Genomic DNA, 22,276 nt, shown 5'->3' with positions numbered 1-22,276 from the left:
GTTCCCAAATCAAAGATTTGGACAAAGGGCAAGACTGCCTCAGGCTGATGAAAGCCAACAGCCGTTTGGCAAAATCGGGTAAAATTTGCCGTCTTAACTACCGCTTATCGCGGAAAAACGCATCCACCGCTTCTTGGAACAAATCGGCGTGAACGCTGTTGCTGTAACCCAGTTCCGCCACTTCGTCTTCAAAAGCAGCCTGAACGGATTCCACGATGTTTTCCGCCATCTCCGGCGGCATGGCACGCAAAAAGCCCTGCAACGCCGCCGCCAACACACGATTTTGCATCAGCAGCATATCATTGGTTTCTTCCAAATAATCCAAACGCTGTTCCAAATCTTCCATTTTGTCTCGCTTTTCGGCAAAAAAGCGGTATTGTAGCAAAACCCCTTTTTATGGACACGCCCAGAATGAATCAAAACAACCGGTTTGCTTCCGACATGGTATTCACACTCAGCGAAGACAACGATTTTCGCCCCGCCCCCGCGCCGCAAACGCCCGCCCTGCGCGATAACGATTGGGAGCGCAATCTCAACGCGCTGCGCAGTCGCCAAGAAACCACCCATGATAACGAGCGCACCCCGTTCCCCGACATCACCATCACGCCGCCCAGCGAGCGCGAGCACAACCTGCGCGATTTGTCCGACATCTATCCCAACACCAACGAGCTGCGCCCCTTTGGCGACAAAGAGCTGGATGCCGCCTACCGCGAATATTTGAGCCAAAGCGTGGCGGAGCACAACCGGCGCGACAGCATCACCGACACCGAAGTGGACGTGCTGATTCAAGAAGACTGGCTTGCCGCGCAAACCGCGCTGCAAAGCGAGCGCACGCGCCGCTACGCGCACGAAACCAAAACCGTGCTGCTCAAAAGCACAGCCGGCGAATCCGCCGCCGAAGCCGCCTCCGCCAGTTTAGGCAGCCTGAAAAACGATGCGCCCGTTGCGCTGCCCGATGTGGCGGTGCATGTGTACGAATTGCCCGATTTGCCTTCCACCCGCCGCGTGCGCGTGCTATCCGAGCAAGAATTGATGCAAGGCATCCGCGATAAGCTGCTGCCGCATTTAAGCAACGCCGTGGCGGGCATGGTGCGCCAAGCCTTGCAGAAAAAACTCGCCATGCTGTCGTATGATTTGCAAACCATGCTCAACGAAGAAACCCCGCAGCTGGTGGAAGATGTGCTAGACCACAATTTGAACGCGATTTTCCGCTCGGTGAAGGATGCGGCGGCGTTTAAGAAATAATGCTGATTGATGGGAAGAGGCAGCCTGAAAAATCCGAAGTGGTGGTTTTCAGGCTGCCTAAACTATTCCCCTGCCCCAAAAGGCAGCCTGAAAACGACCTCCCGCCCAGCCCAAACGGAGTTCCCATGCGCCACTTATTTCCGCTAATTTGCCTGCTCGCCCTCCCGCTTACCGCTCACGCAGGTGGCGACTACACCCCCGCGCAAATCAGCCAGTTTTCAGGCAGCGGCGGGCATTATCAATTTATTGTAACCCAGCAGGGCGACCGCCTGCTCTACAACGACTACTGCCGCAGCTATCGCGTTCTGATTGAGCCGCGCAAACGCACCCTGCACGACATCATGCTGCCGTTTCTCTCGCCCAACGACCACCCCGAGCCGCACGAAACCGAAGCCGCCGCGCAAGCATTGCAAAACGCCGCCGCACACAAGCGCACCGTTCACTTTGGCTACATGGGCGGCGGACTGTTCCCCGACAAACGGCAAAAATGCCTGTATCACGGCACGGGCATGGAGCTGCACCACGGGGATATTTTTGTGCATCAAGATGCGCGCGAGGGGTTGTATCCTTATTTGGATGGGGGATAGACAGCCTGAAAATCCTATTTTGCCCTGTTGTTTTGGTTTCGCAGAAACCTGCTTCATTCGTTTTCAGGCTGCCTCATCCAACTCGTAACCCGCGCCCCAAAGGCAGCCTGAAAACAATCCCCAACCCGCGTATAATCCCGCCCCTTACCCTTTCCCTCAAATAAATCCCCATGCAACTTTCCGATTTTGACTTCACCCTCCCTGAGCACCTTATCGCGCAAAACCCACCCGCCACGCGCGGCAACAGCCGCCTGCTGGTCGCGCTGCCCGATGCGCCGTTCACCGATAAACAATTCGCCGATTTGCCCAGCTACATCAACGCAGGCGATGTGCTGGTGTTCAACAACACCAAAGTGATGCGCGCGCGGCTGTTTGGGCAAAAAGCCAGCGGCGGCAAAATTGAAGCGCTGATTGAGCGCGTGTTGGACGCGCATACCGCGCTGGCGCACATTCGCTCGTCCAAATCGCCCAAGGCGGGCGCAGCGCTGATTTTTGATGGCGACATCCACGCCACCATGCTGGAACGCGCCGATGAGCTGTTTAAAATCCAGTTTGCGGGCGAAGAAACCGTGTATGAATTGTTGGAACGGCATGGCAAGCTGCCGCTGCCGCCGTATATCGTGCGCGCTGCCGATGCGGACGACGATGAGCGTTATCAAACCGTGTATGCCAAATTTCAAGGCGCGGTGGCAGCGCCCACAGCAGGTTTGCATTTCACCGACGCGCTGTTAGGCAGCCTGAAAGCCAAGGGCGTGGAATTTGCCGAGGTAACGCTGCACGTGGGCGCGGGCACGTTTCAGCCCGTGCGCGTGGACAACATCGCCGAACACAAAATGCACAGCGAATGGTTTGACGTGCCCGCCGACACGGTCGCCAAAATCGCCGCCGCCAAACAGCGCGGCAGCAAAGTGTGGTCGGTGGGCACAACTTCGCTGCGGGCGATTGAATCCGCCGCCCGTTCAGGCAGCCTGAAAGCAGGGCAGGGCGACACGGATATTTTCATCACCCCTGGTTTCTCGTTTCAAGTGATTGACCGCTTGATTACCAATTTCCACCTGCCCAAATCCACGCTGCTGATGCTGGTTTCGGCGTTTTCAGGCTGCGACAAAATTCGCGCGGTGTATCGCCATGCGGTGGAGCAGGAATATCGGTTTTTTAGCTACGGCGATGCGATGATTTTGGGGCGCGAATAAGCAGCCTGAAACGCCGTTTTGCCTATTGATAAGGAAGCACTCATGTTGCGTATTGCTTTATTTTTCGCGCTGGCAACCAGCTTGGCGGCGTGTTCGTTTAACAAAGCCGCGCCCACTTGGGCAGAAAAAGCGCCCTTTATCAACCGCATGGAAATTCACTCGGTGGACAAAGAAGCCAACGAATTGCTACACAAAACCAGCCATCTCACGCTGGGCGCAAGCGCCAGCCATAATGTGAAACTGGCGGCGGGCAAGCATTACGCCTTTTTTGCCGACTGCGCGGACGAGTGCAGCAATATAGATTTGTCGTTGCAGCAGGATGGCGCAACGATTAAGGCAGACATGGCGGCGGATGCTTCGCCGATGTTTGGTTTTTACGCCACGCAAGCGGGCAACTATCAGCTTGTGCCGCAGATGGTTTCTTGCGTGAACGCGGATAAAAAGGGCTGCAAATATGCGGTACAGGTGTTTGAGAGCGAACGGCAGTTGATTACGGATTAAGCCGCGCGGGGAATGAAGGCAGCCTGAAACTGGGTTTGAGCGTTTTCAGGCTGCCTCAAAAGGAGAACCAACATGAACAGCAAAACCTTTTACAAACACATCGCTGCGGCGGTGAACACCACCATGAGCGAGCGCGGCTTTGAGCGCAACAAACGCTCCTATCCTTGTTGGCAGCAGCGCATTGGCAGCCAAGTGCTGCATTTGATGATTAAAACGGGCAAATATCCGTGGCAGGACTACATTGGCGGCAATTTTTCGCTGTACGCCTTTTTGCGCGCGCCCGATGCCGAGCTGCCACAAGCGGGCGAATGGGGTGCGTTGTATGTGTTTGATTATGCCGATGAGCCGTTGCAACAGCGCATTTTGGCGCAAAACCGCACGGCGTATAAAAAGGCGGTGGCGTGGGATATGAGCCAGTTAAGCCATTTGAGCGCGGTGGAGCAGCAACTGGCGCGTTCGCAGCGGGCGTTGTTTTTGCCAATTTGGCGCGATGAGGTGGAGAGCGACCGTCCGTGGATAGTGGTGAACAAGGAATTGTTTTATACCGATGAAGCGGATATTCAGGCATGGGGCGAGATTGTGCTGGCGGTGTTTGCGCGGGTGGCGGAGCAAGTACGCGGCGGGGTGGTGTTGGGGGGATGATGGCGAATAATAAGGCAGCCTGAAACGATGGTTTTAGCGTTTCAGACTGAAACCTTTGCAAAACCTAAAAACGCCACAAGAAATAGTCAATTCTCCGTCATTCCCGCGTAGGCGGGAATCTTAGTTAAATTTACACAATGACTTGTTTTTACACAGATTTTTGAATATCAAACAAGATTCCCGCCTACGCGGGAATGACGGCATTTCTTATTTTTCAGGCTGCTGTTAGGGGTTTTGCAAAGGTTTCAGGCTGCCTTATTTGCATTCCCTTTTCCCCGCCCTTATAATCGCGCGGCAAACCGCAAACAACTGAAAAATAGGATAAAAAATGGCTGATATTCAATCTCAAAAAGTAACCGATGAACCGAACGAAAACACCATTTTTATGGTGTGGAATTTCAAAGACGGCATGGATGTTGCCCCTGTGTTCAAACGCCTGTGCGCGCTGGTGGGCAATCTAAACAATTCCGCCACCAACCGTTTTCCGCAGCAAAAAGCCAGCGTGGTGCTGGGCATCAGCCACGGCGCATGGCAACGTTTGGACTTGCCGCAGCCGCTGCCGCGCGAATTAGCCGAGTTCGCCCCGATTAAAGGCGCGAAACACACCGCCGTTGCCACGCGCGGCGATGTGCACCTGCATTTGCGCGCCGAGCAGCAAAGCGTGTTATACGATATGGCGGCGGTGCTCACCGATTTGCTCACACCTGCGGCGGACTGTGCGGAAGAAGTGCACGGCTTTCGCTATTGGGATGGGCGTTCCATCTTGGGCTTTGTAGATGGCACGGAAAACCCGCACGACCCCGCCGAGCGCGCGCATTTTGCAATTATTGGCGAGGAAGACGCCGCCTATCAGGGCGGCAGCTATTTGTTTGTGCAAAAATACCTGCACGATATGAACGCATGGCGCAAGCTGCCTGTTGCCGAGCAAGAGAAAGTGATTGGGCGCAGCAAGCAAGACGATATTGAAATGGACGATGATGCCAAGCCCGCCAATTCGCATATTGCGTTGGCGAATGTGGGCGACGAGTTGAAAGTGGTGCGCGACAATATGCCGTTTGGGCGCGCGGGGGCAAACGAAATGGGCACATATTTTATCGCCTACGCCCGCACGTTTAGCACGGTGAAAAAGATGCTGGACAATATGTTTATCGGCAACCCCGCGGGCAATTATGACCGCATTTTGGATTTCAGCACCGCGCACACGGGCACGCTGTTTTTTGTGCCGAGTATGGATATGTTGGATGAGTTTGCTGAGTAGAGAGTAAGCAAAATGGACAGCCGCTGATTGTTGAGCGGCTGTTTTTTGTGGAGCAGGGTTGGGCAAGAGTGAGGCAGCCTGAAACTCAAAATGGCGCGTTGGCAGCTCGCCGACATTTGGCGGACAAACCCCGCGCTACTGGCTTGTACCAAGTTTTCAGGCTGCCTCTGTTTACTGCGTAAGGTGCATTAAGCCAAAGGTTAAAACCGCCAGCACGCCGCTGATGGCGCTCATGGCAACGCAGCCTTTTACAAAGCCCATCCAGTGAAAACGAAAATCGTGCCTGCCCGCGCAATGCGCGGTGTTGGGGAAAATAAACAGCGGCGAGGCGAGTGTGCAAATCAGCAGCCAGTCCACCAGCAGCAAATCCACCGCATTCCACGCCATGCCCATTAGCCACAGATGGCAAAACACGGTGGCAAACGATGCACCGCGCCCTGCGTAAGCCAGCAGCGTGGTGGCGATGGCAAAGGCAAACAGCAGCGTGAACGCCAGCGCGGTAAATAGCGCGGCGTGCCTTTTTTGCGCGGGGCTGGGCGCGGGCAGGGCGGTGGCTTGTTGCATATCGGGCGGGTAGTCGTGTGCCATCGTCCACGGGAAATGGCGCACGCTGATTGCGACAAAAATCATCCACAGCAGCGACCAAATGATGCTGGATAGGAGTAGGGCGGGGGTGTTGAGCATAGGCGGTATTTTTTTGAACAAGGGGGGGGATTTGGAGTAGAGGCAGCCTGAAAATGGGTTTGCGATGCGATGGCTTAGGGGCAAAAGCAGGCAGAGGGCAGCTAAATCATTGAAAAAGCCCTATAATGCCCACGGAGTATTCCATTTGTTCAACCTCATAGGAGATTGCCATGTTGTTTCCCAACCCATTTGTTTATCAACGCACGCTTGAAGCCGACATCAAAAGTGCCACCATTCCTTCCATGCTGGAACAACACTATGGTCAGTGCGGCGAAGATTTAATTATTTTCTCCATCGCGCGCGCCTTGCAAACGCAAGGGCAGATTGGCGATTGGGCGGGTTATATGTATGTGGAAATTGGTGGAAACCACGCTTTTGCGGGCAACAACACTTATCTGTTGCACATTCACACAGGCATGACAGGCATTTTGGTTGAAGCCAATCCTGCGCTGTTGCCTGATTTGCAAAAAGGTCGCCCCGCCGACCAAATTATCCACGCCGCGATCACCAACGAAGACGTGGCAACGGTGGAATTATTTGTTTCCAATCATCATGAGCTGTCGTCGTTGCACAAAGAGTTTATTGAAATTTGGCATGGCGGGCAGGTGGGGATTAAAAACAGCGTGCAAGTGGCGGCGATGCGCCCCAATCGCTTGTTTGAAAACCATATTCCAGCGGACAAAAAGATTTTGCTGTTGTCTATTGATGTGGAAGGCAAAGATTTGGATATTGCCAAAGATATTGATTTTGCGCGCTGGCGACCGTTGTTTGTGCAGCTTGAACCATCGGAGCATTTTGCTTCGGGCGAGGGCGAGCGCATGACGGCGTTTATGCAGCAGCAAGGCTATGTGTTGATTGCGCGCACTAATGTGAATTTGATTTATATTGACCAAGCGATGCTGACAAAATTGGCAAGTGGCAATCGTTAAGCCAATGCAATATAGGCTGGGCAAATAGGCAGCCTGAAAACCGCCGAGCAATAAGGGATAAGCCTGATGGGTTTATCCTTTTTGTTGTCTGTTTTGCAAATGCGCCAGCAGTTTTTCGCCATCTGCAAGGCGGATGAGGGTTTGCACGAAGGCGATGGAATGCCCGAGCGCGGCTTTGATTTCGCTGGCGGGCATGGGGGCGTGTTCTAGGGCAATGAACGGTTCTAGTTTTTGGTAGTACGTTTGGTTGAGGATGCCGAGGTGGTCGGTTTGTTGTACGTTGCCGTCGGCGCGTCCGTAGGCGACGATGCCGCACTTTGATGCGTAGAGGAAGACGTAATCGCCTTGGCTGATGCGGGTGATTTTTTCTTTGTAGCCGTCTTCAAAGGCGGCGGCGACGTGGTTATCCAGCATAAAGCGGTGGTCTTGGGGATGGCGGGCGAGGTTGGTGTTGAGCAGGAAGTAGTGGGGCATGGTTGGGGCTTGGTTATGGGTGATTTTTGCTGCGGATGATTTGGCGAATAATTAGGCGGTTGGGGTTGAGGGCTTGGCGCAGGCGTTCGGAGAGGGGGCGGGGGGTGTGGCAGATTTGGGCGGCGATTTCGGCGGCGCAAAGGGGGGCGGTGGCAAGCCCGCGGCTGCCGTGGGCGGTGTTGGTGTAGGCGTTGGGCAGGTAGGGGCAGGGGGTGGCGATGCGGTAGTTTTTGTCTAGGGCGTAGGCGGCGTAGGTGGTGCGTAGGGCGGTGGGGTTGCTGATTGCGCCGACGGCGGGGAGGTGGTCGTGGCAGTCGCAGCGGGTAGCGGTGTGTCCTTTTTGTGGGAACTCGTTGCGTTCGTTTTCAGGCTGCCTTAATAGCTGGGCTTGGGCTTGATTGGGTTTACATGGGGTTTGATTGCGTGGAAATTTGTTGTACTCGTTTTCAGGCTGCCTTTGGGTTTTCAGGCTGCCTAAATAGTCGTGGCTTGGTTCGTTTACGTTTTGCCGAAACTCGCTGCATTCGTTTTCAGGCTGCCTAATGGGATGGGCGGCGTAGTAATCGGCAAACTGTTGGGCGAGGTAGGGGGAAAGTTGGGCGAGGGCTTGGCGGTTGCGGGCTTCGTCTTCGGCGTGCCAATCTCGGCTGGGGTTGTTGGGGGCGAAGGTGGCGCCGTAGCAGTGTTCGCCTTGCCATGCGGGGGAGATGTAGGAGGCGGCGGATAGGGCGGTTTTCAGTTTCAGGCTGCCTTTTGTGGCGGGGGCGATGCTGGTTTGCCCGCGGATGATTTGGAAGGGATAGTGTTGGATGATGGGGGTGTGGGCGTTGTCTGCGCCTGTGCAGAAGACGATGTGGCTGCCTGAAAAGATGCCGTTGGGGGTGTGGACGTGCCATTGGTTGCCGCTGTGGTGGATGCTTTGGGCTTTGGTGTGGGGGTGGAGGGTGATGTTGGGGTGGCGCAGTAGGGCGTGGATAAGCGCGGGCGGGTTGAGCCATGCGCCGTGTTGCCAATATAAGCCGCTTTGGGCGATGGGGATGCCTGCGATTTGGCTGGCTTGGGCGGGGGAGACGGGGCGGTAGAGGTGTTGATAATGCTGGTTTTGGGCGAGCTGCGCGTTGCGCTGGGTTTCGCTTGGGTTGTGGTTGAGATGCAGCACGCCGCTTGCTCCCCAGCTTTGCTGCATGGGGAGCAGGCGTTGCAGCAGGCGGCGGGTGTAGCCGTAGCCTGCGAGCAGGAGCTCGGTTTGGGCGGTGGGGTGGGGGGAGATTTTGGCGTAGAGCAGCCCTTGCCGGTTGCCTGATGCGGCTTGGGCAGGGGCGTGGGCTTCTAGCACGGTTACGCGCGCGCCGCGGGTGGCGCATTCGTGGGCGGTGGCTGCGCCTGCGATGCCTGCGCCGATGATGAGAACGTGGGGCTGGGCGGTTGTATTTGTTTCAGACTGCCTTGTGGGGGGCTGTTGCCATGCTTGGCGCGGCGGCGCGGGCTGTTGGGCGACGGGCGGAGTGTGCCAGATGATGTTTTCGGGCTGGGGGAAGTGTTCGTGCAGATGGCGGGCGGCGTAGGGCGGCAGCAGCCACAGGTCGGTTTCAGGCTGCCATTGGCGGATGTAGTTCACGGCATCGTGCGCCAAGCAGCGGGTGGCTTCTTGCCATGCTTGGGCAAGGGGTTGCTGTTGCTCGTTTTCAGGCTGCCATTGGGGGATAACGTGGTTGGCGGGCAGGCAGAAGATAAGGTGTCGGCTATCGGGATGCGCGGCAAGGTGGCTTTGGATTTGGGCAAGGGTGGGGATGTTTGCCCATGCGTGGGTGTGGTGTGTCATGTCATGGTGTGTGCGGTGGGGGCGCATGGAATGTTTGCGGTCTACTCCATGCAATCATGGGAATAAAAAGGCAGCCTGAAAACGAGAAATACCGTTTTCAGGCTGCCTTAGGATTATTTAGCAGGAGCGGAAGATGCGTGCCCTTTTTCAGGCTGCCCTTGCAAATATTTCAACGCTTTTTCGGTGTCGGTGGCGGTGTGCAACACCGAGGTTTCATCGGCTAGGGTAAACATATCGTGTGCTTTCATCGCGTCGCTGTATTGCACGATGGCTTTGGCGTAAACGCGGTTGGCTTCTGCCATTTGCGCGGCGGCAGGGGCAAGTTTTTTCGCAAATTCGGCTGTGCCGCAAGCGTCCCAATCCAGCAGCACCATTTGGTCGGAAGCATCGGCAATTTTTTCCAGCGCGGGGGCAAGCGTTTCCACCAGTTCTTTGCCCAACACGGTTTGCAATTTTAACGCTTGGATTTGCGGTGCGGTGTCTGCATACAGCAGGCGTTGGGAATTGTAAAACGATTGGTAGGCGCTGCAACTGGGTTCAAAGCCTGCCTTGTAGCTCCAGTTTTTGGCGTTTTGGCGCACTTCCATGTTGCTGATGTTGGAAGCGGCGAAAACATCTTGAATGGCTTGCAAATCGGCGTTTTCCAGGTCGTCCAATTTGGCTTTTTTGTTGGCTTTTTTATAGCCTTGGTTGGCGGCGGAATGGCCGCTGCTGCCTCCCCCGGCGGATGTCGGCACGTCTTCCGATTGACCGCACGCTGCCAGCAGCCCCGCTAATACCAAAGCAGAAAGAGTTCGCAAGCTGTTCATAAATTTTCCTTATTCTTTAGAGTGTAAAAGGCAATAAACATTGTAGAGAAAAAAAGCAATCTTTACAAACGAATAGATAATCAACTTGATACGCAAAACCGTTGGGCAGCCTGAAAACACGGGTTTGCGATAAACCGTGTTAAAACGTGTAAAATAACCTTTTTTACCCAAACGAGGCCGCGCCATGAACCCTTTGATAACCGATTACCCGCTTTCCACCCAGCCCACGCCTGTGATTGTGGCGCTGGATTTTGCCAACGAAGCCGAAACCTTGGCATTTGTGCGCCGCTTGTCGCCCGAATTGTGCCAGTTAAAAATCGGCAAGGAATTGTTTACCGCAACGGGGCGTTCGCTGGCAGAAAAGCTCATCAACCAAGGCTTTAAGCTGTTTTTGGATTTGAAATACCATGATATTCCCAACACGGTGGCCCATGCGTGCAAAGTGGCGGCGGAAATGGGCGTGTGGCTGGTGGATATGCACGCTTCGGGCGGGCGGCGCATGATGGAAGCGGCAGCAGAGGCGGTGGCAAATTGCGCGTATCGCCCGAAACTGATTGGCGTAACGGTGCTCACCAGCATGACGGCGGAGGATTTGCGCGAGATTGGTTTGAATCGGCAGCCTGAAACGCTGGTGTTGCAATGGGCGCAGCTGGCGCAGTCGTCGGGGCTGGATGGCGTGGTGTGTTCGGCGCAAGAGGCGCGCTTGCTGCGGCAGCAGTTGGGCGACGCGTTTTTGCTGGTTACGCCGGGGATTCGCTTGGACACGGCGCATAATCGGGACGACCAGCGGCGCATCATGACCCCGCTGGATGCGTTGAACGCGGGCGCGAGCTATTTGGTGATGGGGCGGCCGATTACGCAGGCGGCCGACCCTGCGGCGGTGTTGCGCGGGATTAACGCGGATGCGGCGCAGCTGATGCGCGGCGAAAGCTAAACGGCAGGAAACGCTGGTTGTACGCCGGCGTTTTTTTATAGCGGATTAAAAATTGTTACCTTGCGGCAGCCTGAAAAAGCACAAACCGTTTTGGCTCCGCCACTACGCTGCGCTGCGCAGGCTGCCTTGGCGCCTTATTCGGGCAGCCCGTCCCACGCCGACACCGCCGCCGCGTCTTGCCGCAGCGTGCGGTGTCCGTGCTCGGCGCCCTTGCCGAGGGCAATCAGCATCACGTCCAGATAACGTTCGGACAGGTTCAGCACGCGGCGCAGGCCGTCGCGTCGGTAGCCGGTCATCGGCACGGTTTGCCAGCCCGCTGCTTCGGCGGCGAGCATAAACGCCATCGCCTACAGCCCGCAGTCGAGCGCGAGGCCGCGCTGGGTGTCGGTTTCATCGAAGGGTTGGTAAAACTGAACGGCAGCCTGAATCAGGAAATCGCGCACGTTTGCATCAAAGCAGCCGTCTGCAAACTCCTGCTGGTGGATGCGGCGCAGGTTCGGCTCGCGGTAGGCTGTGCGGTCGCCCAACAGCACCAGCACGGCGGAGGCGGTGATGATTTGCTCCTGCCCGTAGGCTTCGGGCAGCAGGCGCTGGCGCAGGACGGGGTCGGTCAGCACCATGATGCGCCACGGCTGGGCGTTGTTGCTGCTAGGGGCGCGGTTGGCTTGGCTGATAAGCGCGTTTAATTCGGCGCGGTCGATGGGGGCGTCGGGGCGGAAACGGCGGGTGGAGCGGCGGTTTTGCAGCAGGTCGTTAAGCGGCATCATGGCTTCCTTCTGAGTGGAAAACCGTTATACTAACGCTTTTAAAATCAAATAAAAACAACGTACTAAAAAGTTCTCTACGCACTTTTTGGTAAGTTTTCCAACAAAATAGGAGCTTAACGGAGCATGCTTTCGGCAATTGAACTGACGATGAAACTGGTGGGCGGCAAATGGAAATGCCTGATTCTTTACCATTTGGGCGGCGGGGCGCGGCGCACGCGCGATTTGCTGGAACGGCTCGGCGGCATCAGCCCGAAGGTGCTCACCGAGCAGCTGCGCCAGCTGGAAGCGGACGGCCTGGTGGCGCGCGAAGTGTTTGCCGAAGTGCCGCCGCGCGTGGAATACCGCCTGAGTGAGGAGGGCAAAACCTTTCTGCCCGCGCTCTATACGCTGTGCGACTGGGGCAAGGCATACGGCCTGCGCCACGGAACGGCAACCAGCCCCTGCCCGCCGCCTGCCGAGTGAGACAGTTGAAATTGAGGCAGCCTGAAACAAAGGCAGCCTGAAACAAAGGCAGCCTGAAAACCCCTTGTTTGACGAAAGGAAGACACATGAAACCCATCTTAACCGCCGTTCTGATGCCGCTGCTGCTGGCCGCCTGCGGCGTTTACCTGCCCGAGCAGATAACGATAGACACGTGCGGGCCGAGCCATCGCAGCCCCCGCCCCGAGCGCGATGCCGACGGGCTGATTCGCACCCAGCGCGGCGAATGCCTCGACATCCACGGCGACGACCGCCGCAGCCTGATACGCCACCGCTGCCACGGGCAGGCGAACCAGCTGTTCCGCTGGGATGCGAAGAGCGGCACCATCCGCCAAAACGAGCGCTGCCTCGACGTGGCCGGCGGCGAAACCCGCGACGGCAGCCGCGTCATCCTGTTTTCCTGCAACGGCCGGGACAACCAGCGCTGGTATCGCGACGGCGCGCGCATCCGCAGCGCCGATTCGGGCAAATGCTTGGATGCGTCCGAAAGCTATCTCGCCATCCGCACCTGCAACGGCAGCCGCGAGCAGCAGTTTGAGTGGGGCGGGCGCTAGGACGTGGGCGCGGCGTTCGTTTTAGTTTAGTGAAAACGGCAGCCTGAAAACCAAAAAATGGTTTTCAGGCTGCCGCTTGGTTTTCAGTTTGTAGGTCGGGCATTCATGCCCGACAAACGCTGACCTATTTATCTTTAAGGATACACCAAAAATTTAAAACGTCGGGCATGAATGCCCGACCTTATATAGTTCCCATCATTCAAGGGGCTTTACCAAGGTTTCAGGCTGCCTTGTGTGGGAAGGCAGCCTGAAAGCTAGTCGGGCAGGGCGATGGTTTCGCCGCCGTGTTTGGGCTGTTTGCCGGTGAGCAGGTCCAGATACATTTTCATGCGCGCGCCGTATTCGCGCACGCGGGTTTTGAAGCCGCCGGCGTAGAGGTGTACGTCGGGGGCGTTGTAGCCGACGGCGCGGATGCCGTGGGCGCGGGCGAGGTACACGGCGCGTTCGTTGTGGAATTTTTGCGAGACGACGATGTAGTCCGCCTGCCCGAACACGCTGCGGGCGCGCAGCACGGAATCGAGGGTGCGGATGCCGGCGTAGTCGGGGACGATGCGTTCGGCGGGCACGCCTTGGGCGATGAGGGCGGCTTTCATGGCTTCGGGTTCGTTGTAGCCGTGTTTGCGGTTGTCGCCGCTGGCGATGATGTAGCGCACTTTGCCGGCGCGGTAGAGTTCGGCGGCGGCGCGGATGCGGTGGGTGAAGTAGAGGTTGCTGCGCCCGTTGGCGAGGAGGGGGGAGGTGCCCAGCAGTAGGGCGGCTTTTTGCGCGGGGATTTGCTCGGCGTGGGTGTAGAGATAGGGCGCGGTTTGGCGTTGGGTGTGCCAGTTGGCGAGCAGGGTGATGGCGGTGAGCAGGGCGAATAGGGCGATGGCGAGAATAAGCGGGGTTTTCATGGGGCTGGTTGGGTTTTGTGGGGTGAATGGGGCAGGGCAGCCTGAAAACCGTTTTTTGTTTTCAGGCTGCCTATTGGTTTTCAGGCTGCCTTATCCTACTCGCCAATGCAATACTCCACTTCGTGCGCTTCGTCATAAAACGGGATTTCCAGTTTGCCGAGCAGGCGGCGGATAACGGCTTCGGGTACGCTGTGTTCGCGCTGTTTGTTTTGGCGCAAGAGCTGCTGCCACGGCACTTCTAGGTAGCTGATGCGGATGCGGGCGCGGTAGTCGGCGAAAAGCTGCGTCCATTTGCCGCGCAACTCACGGGTGAGGTTGGTGGCGTTGAATACGAAGTCTTGGCGGTCGCGCAGGTATTGGCGGGTTTGTTCTTTGCCAAGCTGTATCACGCGCCCTGCGGCTTTTTTGTCGGCGGGGTCTATGCGGTAGGCGCGGCGGATGTCGTCAAGCGAGAGCACGGGCAAATCGGGGAAATGGCGGGCGATGTGGGTGTCTTTGCCGCTGCCAGGTAGCGCGCTCATCATGTGGACGGTGCAACTGAAATCATTGTAGGGCTGATAATCGGGGCTGCTTTCGGGGTGGTTGAGGTAATGATAACGTGCGTGGCAGCCTGAAAAGGGGTAGGACACGCCCCAGCTTTGGTTTTCTTCGCACAGGGCTTGGAACAGGGCGATTTTGTCCAGCAGCTCGGCGGTGTCGGGGCAGATGCGCCCGAGTGCGTCGGCTTTGGCGAGGATGGCGAGCCATTGGGTATTGGTTTGCAGGGCGGCGGCGATAACGGCGTGTTCGGGCTGGGGTTTTTCTATTGCCCACAGCGGCAGCCCGTGCCAGCGCACGAGTTTGGCGACGACTTGGTGCACGGCAAAGGGGGTGGCGAGGTCGCAGTAAAGGATTTGGTGGGCGGTGTATTCGCCTTTTTTGGCGTGGCGCGGGGAGACGATGCGGATGCGCCCGTCGCGCTCTTCGCTTGTGGTGGTGCTGCGTTTTTCTACATCGTGCAGCAGGGCGGCGGCGAACAGGATGTGTTGGGCTTGTTCGTCTAATTCCTGATATTCAGGCAGCCTGAAAAGCGCGTCGGCAACCATTTTGGTGTGGGTGAGCACATCGCCTTCGCCGTGCCATTCGGGGTCTTGGGGGACGGCGGCCATGTCGACGAGCCAGTTGAAGCGGGCGGTGAGCGCGTGCCAGTCGGGGTCGTGGTTGGGGGTGAAATGGGGGAATTGCCACATGGCAGGTGCCTTATAAGGGGTAAGCGCGTTGATAGGCAGCCTGAAAACGGGTTGGGCGTTTTCGCTTCGCCGAAGCCTTCGGTTTTCAGGCTGCCTTTACGTTTGCTGCATCGGCTGGTAGGGGTGGCGGATAAACAGCCACAGCACAAGCAGCCACACCGCTGCTACGGTGATGCAGAAAGCGGTAGCAAACCATGCAACGTTGTCCTGCCCTGCCTTAAAAAAGCGGAATACATCGGGGTTGTCGGGCAGATATTGCACGGGGATGGTTTTGCCTGCGTTCAGTTGGTCGCGCTCCATCGGGCTGACGGGATAGTTGGCGATGGTGATGGTTTTGCCGCTTTGGGTGGTGAAGCGCAAATCTACGGCGTAGGTTTTCAGGCTGCCTTGGCGGAAGCTGCCGTATGGCGCGGCATAGGCGATGGGGGCGTGTTGGAAGGTTTGTTTTTCCTGCCATGTGGTCAGGGCGAGAAAGCCAGATATGCTGCCCAGCGCAAGGGCTGCCAGCGTGATGCCCAGCAGGGTAATGATGTTGTTCCGCAGCACGCGGCGCGGGTTGGCTGCGGATTGCAGCGGGTATCGGGCGGCTGGGGGCATATCGTTGGGGGCGATGGGCGCGGGCAATGCGCGGGTTTTCATGTGGACAACCAGCGCAACGGGCAGCAGGGCAATCATCAGCCAGTCTGTTATGTCTAGGGTTTCTGCGGCTTTGTCGCGCAAGATTTCGCTATGGTCTTGGGTAATCAGAAATTCGCGGGTGATGGGAATATGGCGGCGCATTTGCGCTTGCTCATCGGCAGAAACGCGGGTTTGGGCGGCGTGGGTTTTGCCTTGCGCATCTTGGAAAACCACAATGGTTTCGCTATCCGTGCTTCCTCGGATGCTTTGGTAGTTTTCCGAATAGGGCATTGCCTGCACGGTTTCGCGGTGGGCGGCGGTGCTTACTAAATGCTGCTGGTTGATAACGGGCAGCAGCCTGAAAACGGCAAACGCGCCAAAGACGATAATGAGGAATAGGTTGTTGAGCAGGGAGCGCAGTTTCATTTTCAGGCTGCCTTTATGGTTTGCTTTGGTATTGGTAGCCGTGCCAGCCGTATTTGTCGTAGTCAATCAGCGTGGCGGGCTGCCATGTTTTTGTCCAATGCACATCGGTTTTGACGTGTTTGGCGCGGACGAGTTTGAACAGGTTGTCAAATTCGTTGGGCTGCACGGGTAAATCGCCGTTGTTGGTGGCAAAGCCGTCGCCGTTCCATATTGCGTTTCAGGCTGCCGATTGTGTTTATCCATAATGAGGCAGCCTGAAAATAGCTTGAACCATCGCAATAGCAATATGTATGCACTTGCGCTTGCCCTGCCAAATACATTTTCAGGCTGCCTCTGTTTACAGGCTGTGGTGCATCACAACGCACGGTCAAAGTAAGTATTGATTTGGCTGCGCTGCGCCATGTTGGCGATGTAGTCTTGCACCACGGCGGGGAACTGGATGCCGCGCACCATCGTGAGATTGCGCAGCATGGGGAAGATCAGGATGTCTTCCATGCTGAGATCGCTGCCGTTAAGGGTGTCGCTGTGGATTTGGCTGGCGAGCGTTTGCAAATCGCTGTGGATTTGCGCAAGCAGCTCGGGGGTTTTATCGAGCATTTGGGCGATGCCTGTGCCGATGCTGGCTTCTTTTTTCAGGATGAAATACACCACGGCGGCGGGGGTGGCAAATTCGGGCAGACCAAGCTGGATGCTGCGGGGGAACAGCAGCTGGTTGTAATACTCGCCCACTTTGTCTGCCCATGCTTGGATGCTGGGGCGGATGGTTTCGCTGATGGGGCGCTTGGCTTGTGCGTTGATGTGGCGCACGATGTCTAGGCTTTCGCCCATATAGCTGCCGTCTAGCTTTTGCAGGATGGGCACTTGTTTGGCGCCGATTAAACGGATGGGCGTGGCTTCGTCGTCGTTGGCAAGGGTAATCAATTCAACGGGAATTTGCTGGATGCCAAATATCATGCGGGCACGAACGCAGAAGGGGCAATGGTCGTAGATGTAGAGTTTCATGGGATGTCCTTTTTGTGTGGGGGGAAAACGGTTTTTCAGGCTGCCTGTTTGTCAACACATTAGGCAGCCTGAAAATGTGTTACCGCGCGGGAATTGTGCCCAACCGTTGTTTCAACGATGTTTTGGGTTCGCCCAAAATATTGGCGTAATAAACCGAATTGGTGAGCACTTTTTTCACATAATCGCGCGTTTCGTTAAACGGGATGGTTTCGGCGTAGATTGCGCCTTCCATGCTGGCGCCTTGCCATTTGCGCGCGCGCCCAGGGCCGGCGTTATAGCCTGCGGTGGCGAGTACGTCGCTGTTGCTTAGGCTATTGCGCGCGTCTGCCATATACCATGTGCCCATGCGGATGTTGCCGTTCATGGTGTATAGCTCGCTGTTGTCCATGCCGATTTTGCGGGCAATCATGCTGGCGGTGGCGGGCATCACTTGCATCAAGCCTTGCGCACCCACGCTGGATTGCGCGCCCATCACAAAGCGGCTTTCTTGGCGGATTAAGCCATAAACCCATGCAGGGTCCACGCCGTTTTCGTTGCCGTATTGCGTAACCAGCTCGCGGAAGGGCGTGGGATAGCGCAGGTTGTAGTTCAGCAGGTTGTGGGTTTTATCTGCGCTGTGGATGGACATTTCGTAGAACTGGTGGTTGGCAGCAAGCTGGGCGGCGGTGAGCAATGTGCCTTCGTTCATGCCGCGCGTGGCGTATTTCCATTCGTTTTGCGCTTGGCGGCGCATTTTCCAGTTGCCCGATTGTTGGCTGGTGTGGAAAAGATGCAGGGCGCGTTGGATGGCGCCGTCTTTGCCCAGTTGGGCGATGTGGGCATCTTGCGCGGCTGGGGCATTGTTTTGCGTGTTAACACGGCTGCCGAGTTCTTCGGTCGCCAGCACGGCGTAGAAATTGCGCCCGCTGGCGGCGGCTTTTTGATACAGGGTTTGCGCTTCGCCGCGCTTGCCTTGCGCGGCAAGGGCGCGGGCGAGCCAGTATTGCCATGTGGGATCGTTTTGCAGCTTGGGCGGCATGGTTTGGATGATGTGGGCAAGCTCTGCCCAGTTTTGCTGGCGCAGGGCGGCGCGGGCAAACCATTCAAATTGCTCGCTGTTGAGCTGGTTGCGGTCGGCGTTGCGGTAGTAATTCAATGCGCCATCCATGTTGAGATTTTTGGCGTGCACCAAGCCGAGTACACCCCATGCGAAGCCCGATTGTTCGCTGTTCAGGCTGCCTGAAAGCTGTTGCAGGCGGGCGGCGGCGGTGTCAGGCGATTTTTGTGCGTTCGTGCCGATAACATCACGCAGGGAATTTTCTTGCGCACCAAAGCCTGTGGGGCTGTCCAGCGGGCTGCCAAGTGCGGCGGCAAGGTTGGCGGCATCGGTGGTTTGCCCTGCGCTAATCAGCCCGCGCACGCGCCGCCATGCGCGGCTGGGGTTGAGCTGGCTGGCGCGCGCTTGCAATAGGTTGTTGCAGCCTGCGGGCAGTTTGCCTGTTTCTTCGACCAGCTCGTTGATGAATTTGCTGTCGTTTTCCATGCCCAGCAGGTTGGCATAGCAGCGCGTTTCTTGGCTGCGGCCTTCGGGGTCTAGCTGGGCGTATTGTTGTTGGAAGGTGGCGGTTTGCCCGCGTTTGGCGAGGCTTTTGAGCCATTCGTTGCGCACGCTCTCGCCCATCGCGCTTTGGCTTTGTTGGGCGAGAAATTGGGCGGGCTGGATGTCGTCGCCATTTTTGGCGGCGGCTAACACACTTTCATACACGCCGTAGGTTTGCAGGGCTTGGTCTGCCGATTGCGCGGGGCGCAGATTGGGATGCACAAAAGCGGCTTCGCCCGACACGGGTTGCAGCGGCTGCTCTTGCACGGCGGGCGCGGTGTGGTGCGAGGCGCAGGCGGCTAAAAAGGCAACGGCAAGGCCGCCGATGCTTTGGGATAAAAAACGCAATGCTGTCATTATGATTTCCATCATGAGCTTGATTTTTCGGGGGAATTGAAAGGGGCGTATCATAGCATTTTTTGCGCTTTCAGGCTGCCTTTGGGGTGCGGGGCGGATGGAGGCAGCCTGAAAAATGAGAGTGGTTTTATTTGGGTGGAATGGGGTTTCAGGCTGCCTTTGGTAAGGCGCAATTCTTGTTTACAAGCGATGGCATGGTTTGCGAAATCTAGCTAATCGTTTAACGCTTTTCAGGCTGCCTCTGCGTCATAGGGCAGCCTGAAAAAATAAAATGGCTTGGTGTTGAGCCAAACGATTTTTTTTGCTGGATAGATTGGGTTTCAGGCTGCCTCAACGCGGGCGGGATGGTTGGGCAGCCTGAAACGCTACCCCGCGTCCCTACGGCTTGCTTGCAAGCCGTGCGCTGGCTTGAAAATGGGTTTTAGGCTGCCTTTGGCGGAGCGCAATTCCTGTTTACAAGCGATGGCGCAGTTTGCAAAGCCTAGCTAACCGCTCAACCCATTTTCAGGCTGCCTCAAAGCATAAGGCAGCCTGAAACTGCTATACTCCCCGCATCTCACGTTTCACTAACCCCTACCAAAGGAAATGCCATGAGCAAACTGTTCCCCACCGCCACCCTACGCAACCGCGCCCCTTATCGCTTTGACATCGTTGGCAGCTTTTTGCGCCCCGAAGCCTTGAAGCAAGCCCGCCGCCAATGCGCGTGCGGCGAATGTAGCATGGAAGCCATGCACGCCGTGGAAGATGCCGAAATCCACAAAATCGTAGAAAAACAAAAAGCCATCGGCTTGCCCGCCGTGAGCGATGGCGAATTTCGCCGCACATGGTGGCATTTGGATTTTCTGTTTGAACTGATTGGCGTGGAGTTGCGCGACACCGACACATACAGCACGCAATTCAAAGCCCATATGCACCGCCCCGTTACCCTAGAAATCATCGGCAAAATCCAATGGCCCAACGTGCATCCCTTTTTGGAACACTACAAACGCCTGCACGCCGAAGCGGACGGCTACCCCGTTAAATTCACCATCCCCTCGCCCAGCATGCTGCACCTGATTACCTGCGTGCGCACTGCCGAGCCCAAGCTGCCCGCCATTTATGCCGATAACCAAGAGCAGCTATTTGCCGACATCACCGCCGCCTACATCCAAGCCGTTAAAGCGTTCTACGACTTGGGCTGCCGCATTTTGCAACTCGACGACACCTCGTGGGGCGAATTCTGCTCCGAAGAAAAACGCGCGCTGTACGCATCGCAAGGCGTGGACGTGGATGCCACCGCCCGCAGCTATGTGCAAATGCTCAACGACATCCGTGCCGCCGCCCCAGCCGACATGGCGCTCACCATGCACATTTGCCGCGGCAACTTCCGCTCCACATGGTTCTCATCAGGCGGCTACGAGCCGATTGCCGAAATTCTGTTCGGCGGCTGCAACATCGACGGCTTCTATTTGGAATACGACAGCGACCGCGCAGGCGACTTCAAACCGCTGCGTTTTATTAAAGACCAACAAGTCGTGCTCGGCTTGGTAACCAGCAAAACAGGCGAATTGGAAAACAAACAAGACATCATTAACCGCATCCAAGAAGCCACGCAATACGTTGATATTAACCAGCTTTGCCTCAGCCCCCAATGCGGCTTCGCTTCCACCGAAGAAGGCAACGTGCTCACCGAAGAAGAGCAATGGCGCAAGCTGGAATTTATCCGCGAAATCGCCGAAGAAGTGTGGGGCAAATAAGCGCATAGGCGTTGCACTGTAAACGCCAAACGCAACCATAATCCTGCAAACCCAAACACGCGCCAAGGGCAGCTCCGGCGCGTGTTTTTTTGCAAGATGGAGTAGGGCAGGCGCAAGCATTGGGATTTGAGATGCAAGCATTCACGCCAGCCCAAGGCAGCCTGAAAACGCTTTTTCCAACCAAGCGCACGGCTTGCCAGCAAGCCGTAGGAACGCGGGGCAGCGTTTCAGGCTGCCGAACCGTTGCCCCCGCGCTTAGGCAGCCAGAAACCCAAAATGGAACGGCGACGGCTCATTGCCAAAAATGGCAACATCACTTGCAAAATACCCATTGCCCAATCGCTACACGTTTTCAGGCTGCCTCAAACCATCATCCAAGGCAGCCTGAAAATAGCACGGCGACGGCTCGCCGCCAAATGGTGTACTCAACAAGACTTTGCTGGTTGGCAAAATATCGACGAGCCGCCGACGCGCCATCGCGCATCCCGTTTCAGGCTGCCTCAGCAGCGCAATCCCCCGAAGGCAGCCTGAAAAACAAAAACCGCTTGGTATTGCGCCAAACGGTTTTTTGTTAGATAGATTGGTTTTCAGGCTGCCCAATCTAAATGCCAATCACAAAGCCCAACCCTTTTTCAGTCTGCCTACTCCACTTACATCAAAGCAGCCTGAAACCCCCATTTACACCCCCTGCAACACCATTCCCTCAAAATCCCCCGCCCATTCCACATCCCCCCGCAGCCGCACCCCCGCCGCCCGCTTGCTCAACACCACCCCATACACCGCCGCATTTCTCGCCCACAAAAGCTGCCCCGCCGTCTCCACCAGCTGCCAATTTTCAGGCTGCCCCACAGGCGGCAAATGCACCATAAACCGCCCGCCGCCCACCTGCCAGCCCACCATCCGCGCCAAGCGCCGCAGCCGGTTAAAAGACACCCCGTTGCGCACGTCAGGCAAGCCGTCGTCCCGCCACCAGCGCCACACCGAATGCGGATTCAACCCTGTAACCAACACCGCCCCCAGCGGCTGCACCACCCGAAACAACTCCGCCAACGCCAACAACAACGGCGCATCATCATCAGGCAAATGCGGCGCCACCACGCAATCAAACGCCTCATCGCGCCAAGGCAACCGCCCCGCCGAAGCCACCACATCCGCAGGCAACGCATCGCATTGCAACACCGCATCAAGGCAGCCTGAAAACGCAGGCAACGCCGTTACCCCAGCCACCGCCAAACGCCCGCCGTCGCCCAAACACAACACATCCCGCCACGCCCGCTCCCCCAAGGCAGCCTGAAAAAACCCCCACTCCTCCTGCCACACAAAACGCCCCAAACCATCCCCCGCCAACCAAGCGCATAAATTCCGCGAATTCATTATATTTAAAACCTGTATTCATTATTTTCATAGGTAGATTTTATGACATAAAAGCGTGGATACAAGGCAAAAAGCGCAGCAAGGTTAGACATCTTGCCAGCATTTTTAACGCGGTAGCCGCGTTTTTAGGGCATAAGATACCTATGAGAATGGTGAATATAGGTTCCTAACCCCGTAAAGCAC

25 protein-coding genes and 1 pseudogene are annotated in these 22,276 nt (G+C 56.6%); 11 read left to right on the top strand and 15 right to left on the bottom strand.

What is annotated here, in order from left to right; translation table 11 throughout:
- Positions 1 to 97: 97 nt before the first annotated feature.
- Positions 98 to 346 carry an NGO1151 family protein gene (locus H3L93_RS08135; RefSeq protein WP_040558338.1) on the bottom strand — a complete coding sequence of 83 codons (249 nt, stop codon included), beginning with the start codon at positions 344 to 346 and terminating at the stop codon, positions 98 to 100.
- 65 nt (positions 347 to 411) lie between these two features.
- Here H3L93_RS08135 and H3L93_RS08130 point away from each other — a divergent pair, with 65 nt between their 5' ends.
- From H3L93_RS08130 to H3L93_RS08105, 6 genes are all read left to right on the top strand, one after another.
- The gene (locus H3L93_RS08130) at positions 412 to 1,245 is read left to right on the top strand and encodes a hypothetical protein (protein WP_155802969.1); all 834 of its coding nucleotides are present in this window, start codon (positions 412 to 414) and stop codon (positions 1,243 to 1,245) included.
- Positions 1,245 to 1,832 (top strand): hypothetical protein, encoded by a 588-nt coding sequence (locus tag H3L93_RS08125; RefSeq protein ID WP_003794310.1) that lies wholly within the window; start codon positions 1,245 to 1,247, stop codon positions 1,830 to 1,832. The genes H3L93_RS08130 and H3L93_RS08125 overlap by 1 nt, the downstream gene beginning before the upstream one ends.
- 170 nt (positions 1,833 to 2,002) lie before the next feature.
- On the top strand, positions 2,003 to 3,025 hold the full coding sequence (queA, locus tag H3L93_RS08120) for a tRNA preQ1(34) S-adenosylmethionine ribosyltransferase-isomerase QueA (RefSeq protein ID WP_003794315.1): 1,023 nt from the start codon (positions 2,003 to 2,005) through the stop codon (positions 3,023 to 3,025).
- Positions 3,026 to 3,067: 42 nt separating this feature from the next.
- On the top strand, positions 3,068 to 3,526 hold the full coding sequence (locus H3L93_RS08115; protein ID WP_003794317.1) for a hypothetical protein: 459 nt from the start codon (positions 3,068 to 3,070) through the stop codon (positions 3,524 to 3,526).
- A gap of 72 nt (positions 3,527 to 3,598) precedes the next feature.
- A complete protein-coding gene (locus tag H3L93_RS08110; protein ID WP_003794319.1) occupies positions 3,599 to 4,168 on the top strand; it encodes a hypothetical protein in 570 nt (189 codons plus the stop codon).
- A 328-nt stretch (positions 4,169 to 4,496) separates the two neighbouring features.
- Positions 4,497 to 5,426 (top strand): Dyp-type peroxidase, encoded by a 930-nt coding sequence (locus H3L93_RS08105; protein WP_003794323.1) that lies wholly within the window; start codon positions 4,497 to 4,499, stop codon positions 5,424 to 5,426.
- A 171-nt stretch (positions 5,427 to 5,597) separates the two neighbouring features.
- Here H3L93_RS08105 and H3L93_RS08100 read toward each other — a convergent pair whose 3' ends face one another.
- Positions 5,598 to 6,110 (bottom strand): hypothetical protein, encoded by a 513-nt coding sequence (locus H3L93_RS08100; RefSeq protein ID WP_003794324.1) that lies wholly within the window; start codon positions 6,108 to 6,110, stop codon positions 5,598 to 5,600.
- Between the two features lie 170 nt (positions 6,111 to 6,280).
- On the opposite strand from H3L93_RS08100, the gene H3L93_RS08095 reads away from it, so the two are divergent.
- On the top strand, positions 6,281 to 7,039 hold the full coding sequence (locus H3L93_RS08095) for an FkbM family methyltransferase (RefSeq protein WP_003794326.1): 759 nt from the start codon (positions 6,281 to 6,283) through the stop codon (positions 7,037 to 7,039).
- Between the two features lie 72 nt (positions 7,040 to 7,111).
- Here H3L93_RS08095 and H3L93_RS08090 read toward each other — a convergent pair whose 3' ends face one another.
- The 3 genes from H3L93_RS08090 to H3L93_RS08075 all read right to left on the bottom strand — a co-directional run bounded on the left by H3L93_RS08090 (position 7,112) and on the right by H3L93_RS08075 (position 10,144).
- Positions 7,112 to 7,513 carry a hypothetical protein gene (locus H3L93_RS08090; RefSeq protein WP_003794329.1) on the bottom strand — a complete coding sequence of 134 codons (402 nt, stop codon included), beginning with the start codon at positions 7,511 to 7,513 and terminating at the stop codon, positions 7,112 to 7,114.
- A 13-nt stretch (positions 7,514 to 7,526) separates the two neighbouring features.
- Complete coding sequence (gene mnmC1 / locus H3L93_RS08080; RefSeq protein ID WP_003794331.1) at positions 7,527 to 9,335, bottom strand: FAD-dependent 5-carboxymethylaminomethyl-2-thiouridine(34) oxidoreductase MnmC1; 1,809 nt, start codon at positions 9,333 to 9,335, stop codon at positions 7,527 to 7,529.
- Positions 9,336 to 9,448: 113 nt separating this feature from the next.
- The gene (locus tag H3L93_RS08075; protein WP_003794333.1) at positions 9,449 to 10,144 is read right to left on the bottom strand and encodes a hypothetical protein; all 696 of its coding nucleotides are present in this window, start codon (positions 10,142 to 10,144) and stop codon (positions 9,449 to 9,451) included.
- Between the two features lie 184 nt (positions 10,145 to 10,328).
- On the opposite strand from H3L93_RS08075, the gene pyrF reads away from it, so the two are divergent.
- Positions 10,329 to 11,078 carry an orotidine-5'-phosphate decarboxylase gene (gene pyrF, locus H3L93_RS08070; RefSeq protein ID WP_003794337.1) on the top strand — a complete coding sequence of 250 codons (750 nt, stop codon included), beginning with the start codon at positions 10,329 to 10,331 and terminating at the stop codon, positions 11,076 to 11,078.
- Positions 11,079 to 11,212: 134 nt separating this feature from the next.
- Here the strand turns inward: pyrF and H3L93_RS08065 are convergent.
- Positions 11,213 to 11,842 (bottom strand): annotated as a pseudogene (locus tag H3L93_RS08065) (nitroreductase family protein).
- Positions 11,843 to 11,968: 126 nt separating this feature from the next.
- Between H3L93_RS08065 and H3L93_RS08060 the strand changes: the two are divergent.
- On the top strand, positions 11,969 to 12,307 hold the full coding sequence (locus tag H3L93_RS08060; RefSeq protein ID WP_003794344.1) for a winged helix-turn-helix transcriptional regulator: 339 nt from the start codon (positions 11,969 to 11,971) through the stop codon (positions 12,305 to 12,307).
- An 86-nt stretch (positions 12,308 to 12,393) separates the two neighbouring features.
- Positions 12,394 to 12,879 carry a ricin-type beta-trefoil lectin domain protein gene (locus tag H3L93_RS08055; protein WP_003794345.1) on the top strand — a complete coding sequence of 162 codons (486 nt, stop codon included), beginning with the start codon at positions 12,394 to 12,396 and terminating at the stop codon, positions 12,877 to 12,879.
- Between the two features lie 254 nt (positions 12,880 to 13,133).
- On the opposite strand, the gene H3L93_RS08050 is transcribed toward H3L93_RS08055, so the two are convergent.
- The 7 genes from H3L93_RS08050 to H3L93_RS13360 all read right to left on the bottom strand — a co-directional run bounded on the left by H3L93_RS08050 (position 13,134) and on the right by H3L93_RS13360 (position 19,156).
- Positions 13,134 to 13,772, bottom strand: a complete 639-nt coding sequence (locus H3L93_RS08050) for a SanA/YdcF family protein (RefSeq protein ID WP_003794347.1) — start codon at positions 13,770 to 13,772, stop codon at positions 13,134 to 13,136.
- A gap of 95 nt (positions 13,773 to 13,867) precedes the next feature.
- Positions 13,868 to 15,001 (bottom strand): AAA family ATPase, encoded by a 1,134-nt coding sequence (locus H3L93_RS08045; protein WP_003794349.1) that lies wholly within the window; start codon positions 14,999 to 15,001, stop codon positions 13,868 to 13,870.
- Between the two features lie 96 nt (positions 15,002 to 15,097).
- Positions 15,098 to 16,045 carry a DUF3592 domain-containing protein gene (locus H3L93_RS08040; protein ID WP_003794350.1) on the bottom strand — a complete coding sequence of 316 codons (948 nt, stop codon included), beginning with the start codon at positions 16,043 to 16,045 and terminating at the stop codon, positions 15,098 to 15,100.
- 13 nt (positions 16,046 to 16,058) lie between these two features.
- Complete coding sequence (locus H3L93_RS08035; protein WP_003794353.1) at positions 16,059 to 16,211, bottom strand: hypothetical protein; 153 nt, start codon at positions 16,209 to 16,211, stop codon at positions 16,059 to 16,061.
- Between the two features lie 188 nt (positions 16,212 to 16,399).
- On the bottom strand, positions 16,400 to 17,047 hold the full coding sequence (gene grxB / locus H3L93_RS08030) for a glutaredoxin 2 (RefSeq protein ID WP_003794357.1): 648 nt from the start codon (positions 17,045 to 17,047) through the stop codon (positions 16,400 to 16,402).
- Between the two features lie 79 nt (positions 17,048 to 17,126).
- A complete protein-coding gene (locus H3L93_RS08025; protein ID WP_040558342.1) occupies positions 17,127 to 18,983 on the bottom strand; it encodes a lytic transglycosylase domain-containing protein in 1,857 nt (618 codons plus the stop codon).
- Between the two features lie 50 nt (positions 18,984 to 19,033).
- Complete coding sequence (locus H3L93_RS13360) at positions 19,034 to 19,156, bottom strand: hypothetical protein (protein ID WP_003794360.1); 123 nt, start codon at positions 19,154 to 19,156, stop codon at positions 19,034 to 19,036.
- A 417-nt stretch (positions 19,157 to 19,573) separates the two neighbouring features.
- On the opposite strand from H3L93_RS13360, the gene H3L93_RS08020 reads away from it, so the two are divergent.
- Positions 19,574 to 20,719 (top strand): 5-methyltetrahydropteroyltriglutamate--homocysteine S-methyltransferase, encoded by a 1,146-nt coding sequence (locus tag H3L93_RS08020; RefSeq protein WP_003794363.1) that lies wholly within the window; start codon positions 19,574 to 19,576, stop codon positions 20,717 to 20,719.
- A gap of 342 nt (positions 20,720 to 21,061) precedes the next feature.
- Here the strand turns inward: H3L93_RS08020 and H3L93_RS08015 are convergent, their stop codons facing one another.
- Together H3L93_RS08015 and H3L93_RS08010 are read right to left on the bottom strand one after the other, a co-directional pair.
- A complete protein-coding gene (locus H3L93_RS08015; protein ID WP_155802974.1) occupies positions 21,062 to 21,331 on the bottom strand; it encodes a hypothetical protein in 270 nt (89 codons plus the stop codon).
- 66 nt (positions 21,332 to 21,397) lie between these two features.
- Positions 21,398 to 22,093 carry a class I SAM-dependent methyltransferase gene (locus H3L93_RS08010; protein ID WP_155802977.1) on the bottom strand — a complete coding sequence of 232 codons (696 nt, stop codon included), beginning with the start codon at positions 22,091 to 22,093 and terminating at the stop codon, positions 21,398 to 21,400.
- Positions 22,094 to 22,276 lie beyond the last annotated feature (183 nt).

The sequence above is a fragment of the Kingella oralis genome, assembly GCF_014054985.1.
GTDB lineage: Bacteria > Pseudomonadota > Gammaproteobacteria > Burkholderiales > Neisseriaceae > Kingella_B > Kingella_B oralis.
The sequence above is the reverse complement of the archived record's forward strand: the minus strand, read 5'-3'. Positions and strand labels throughout refer to the sequence as shown.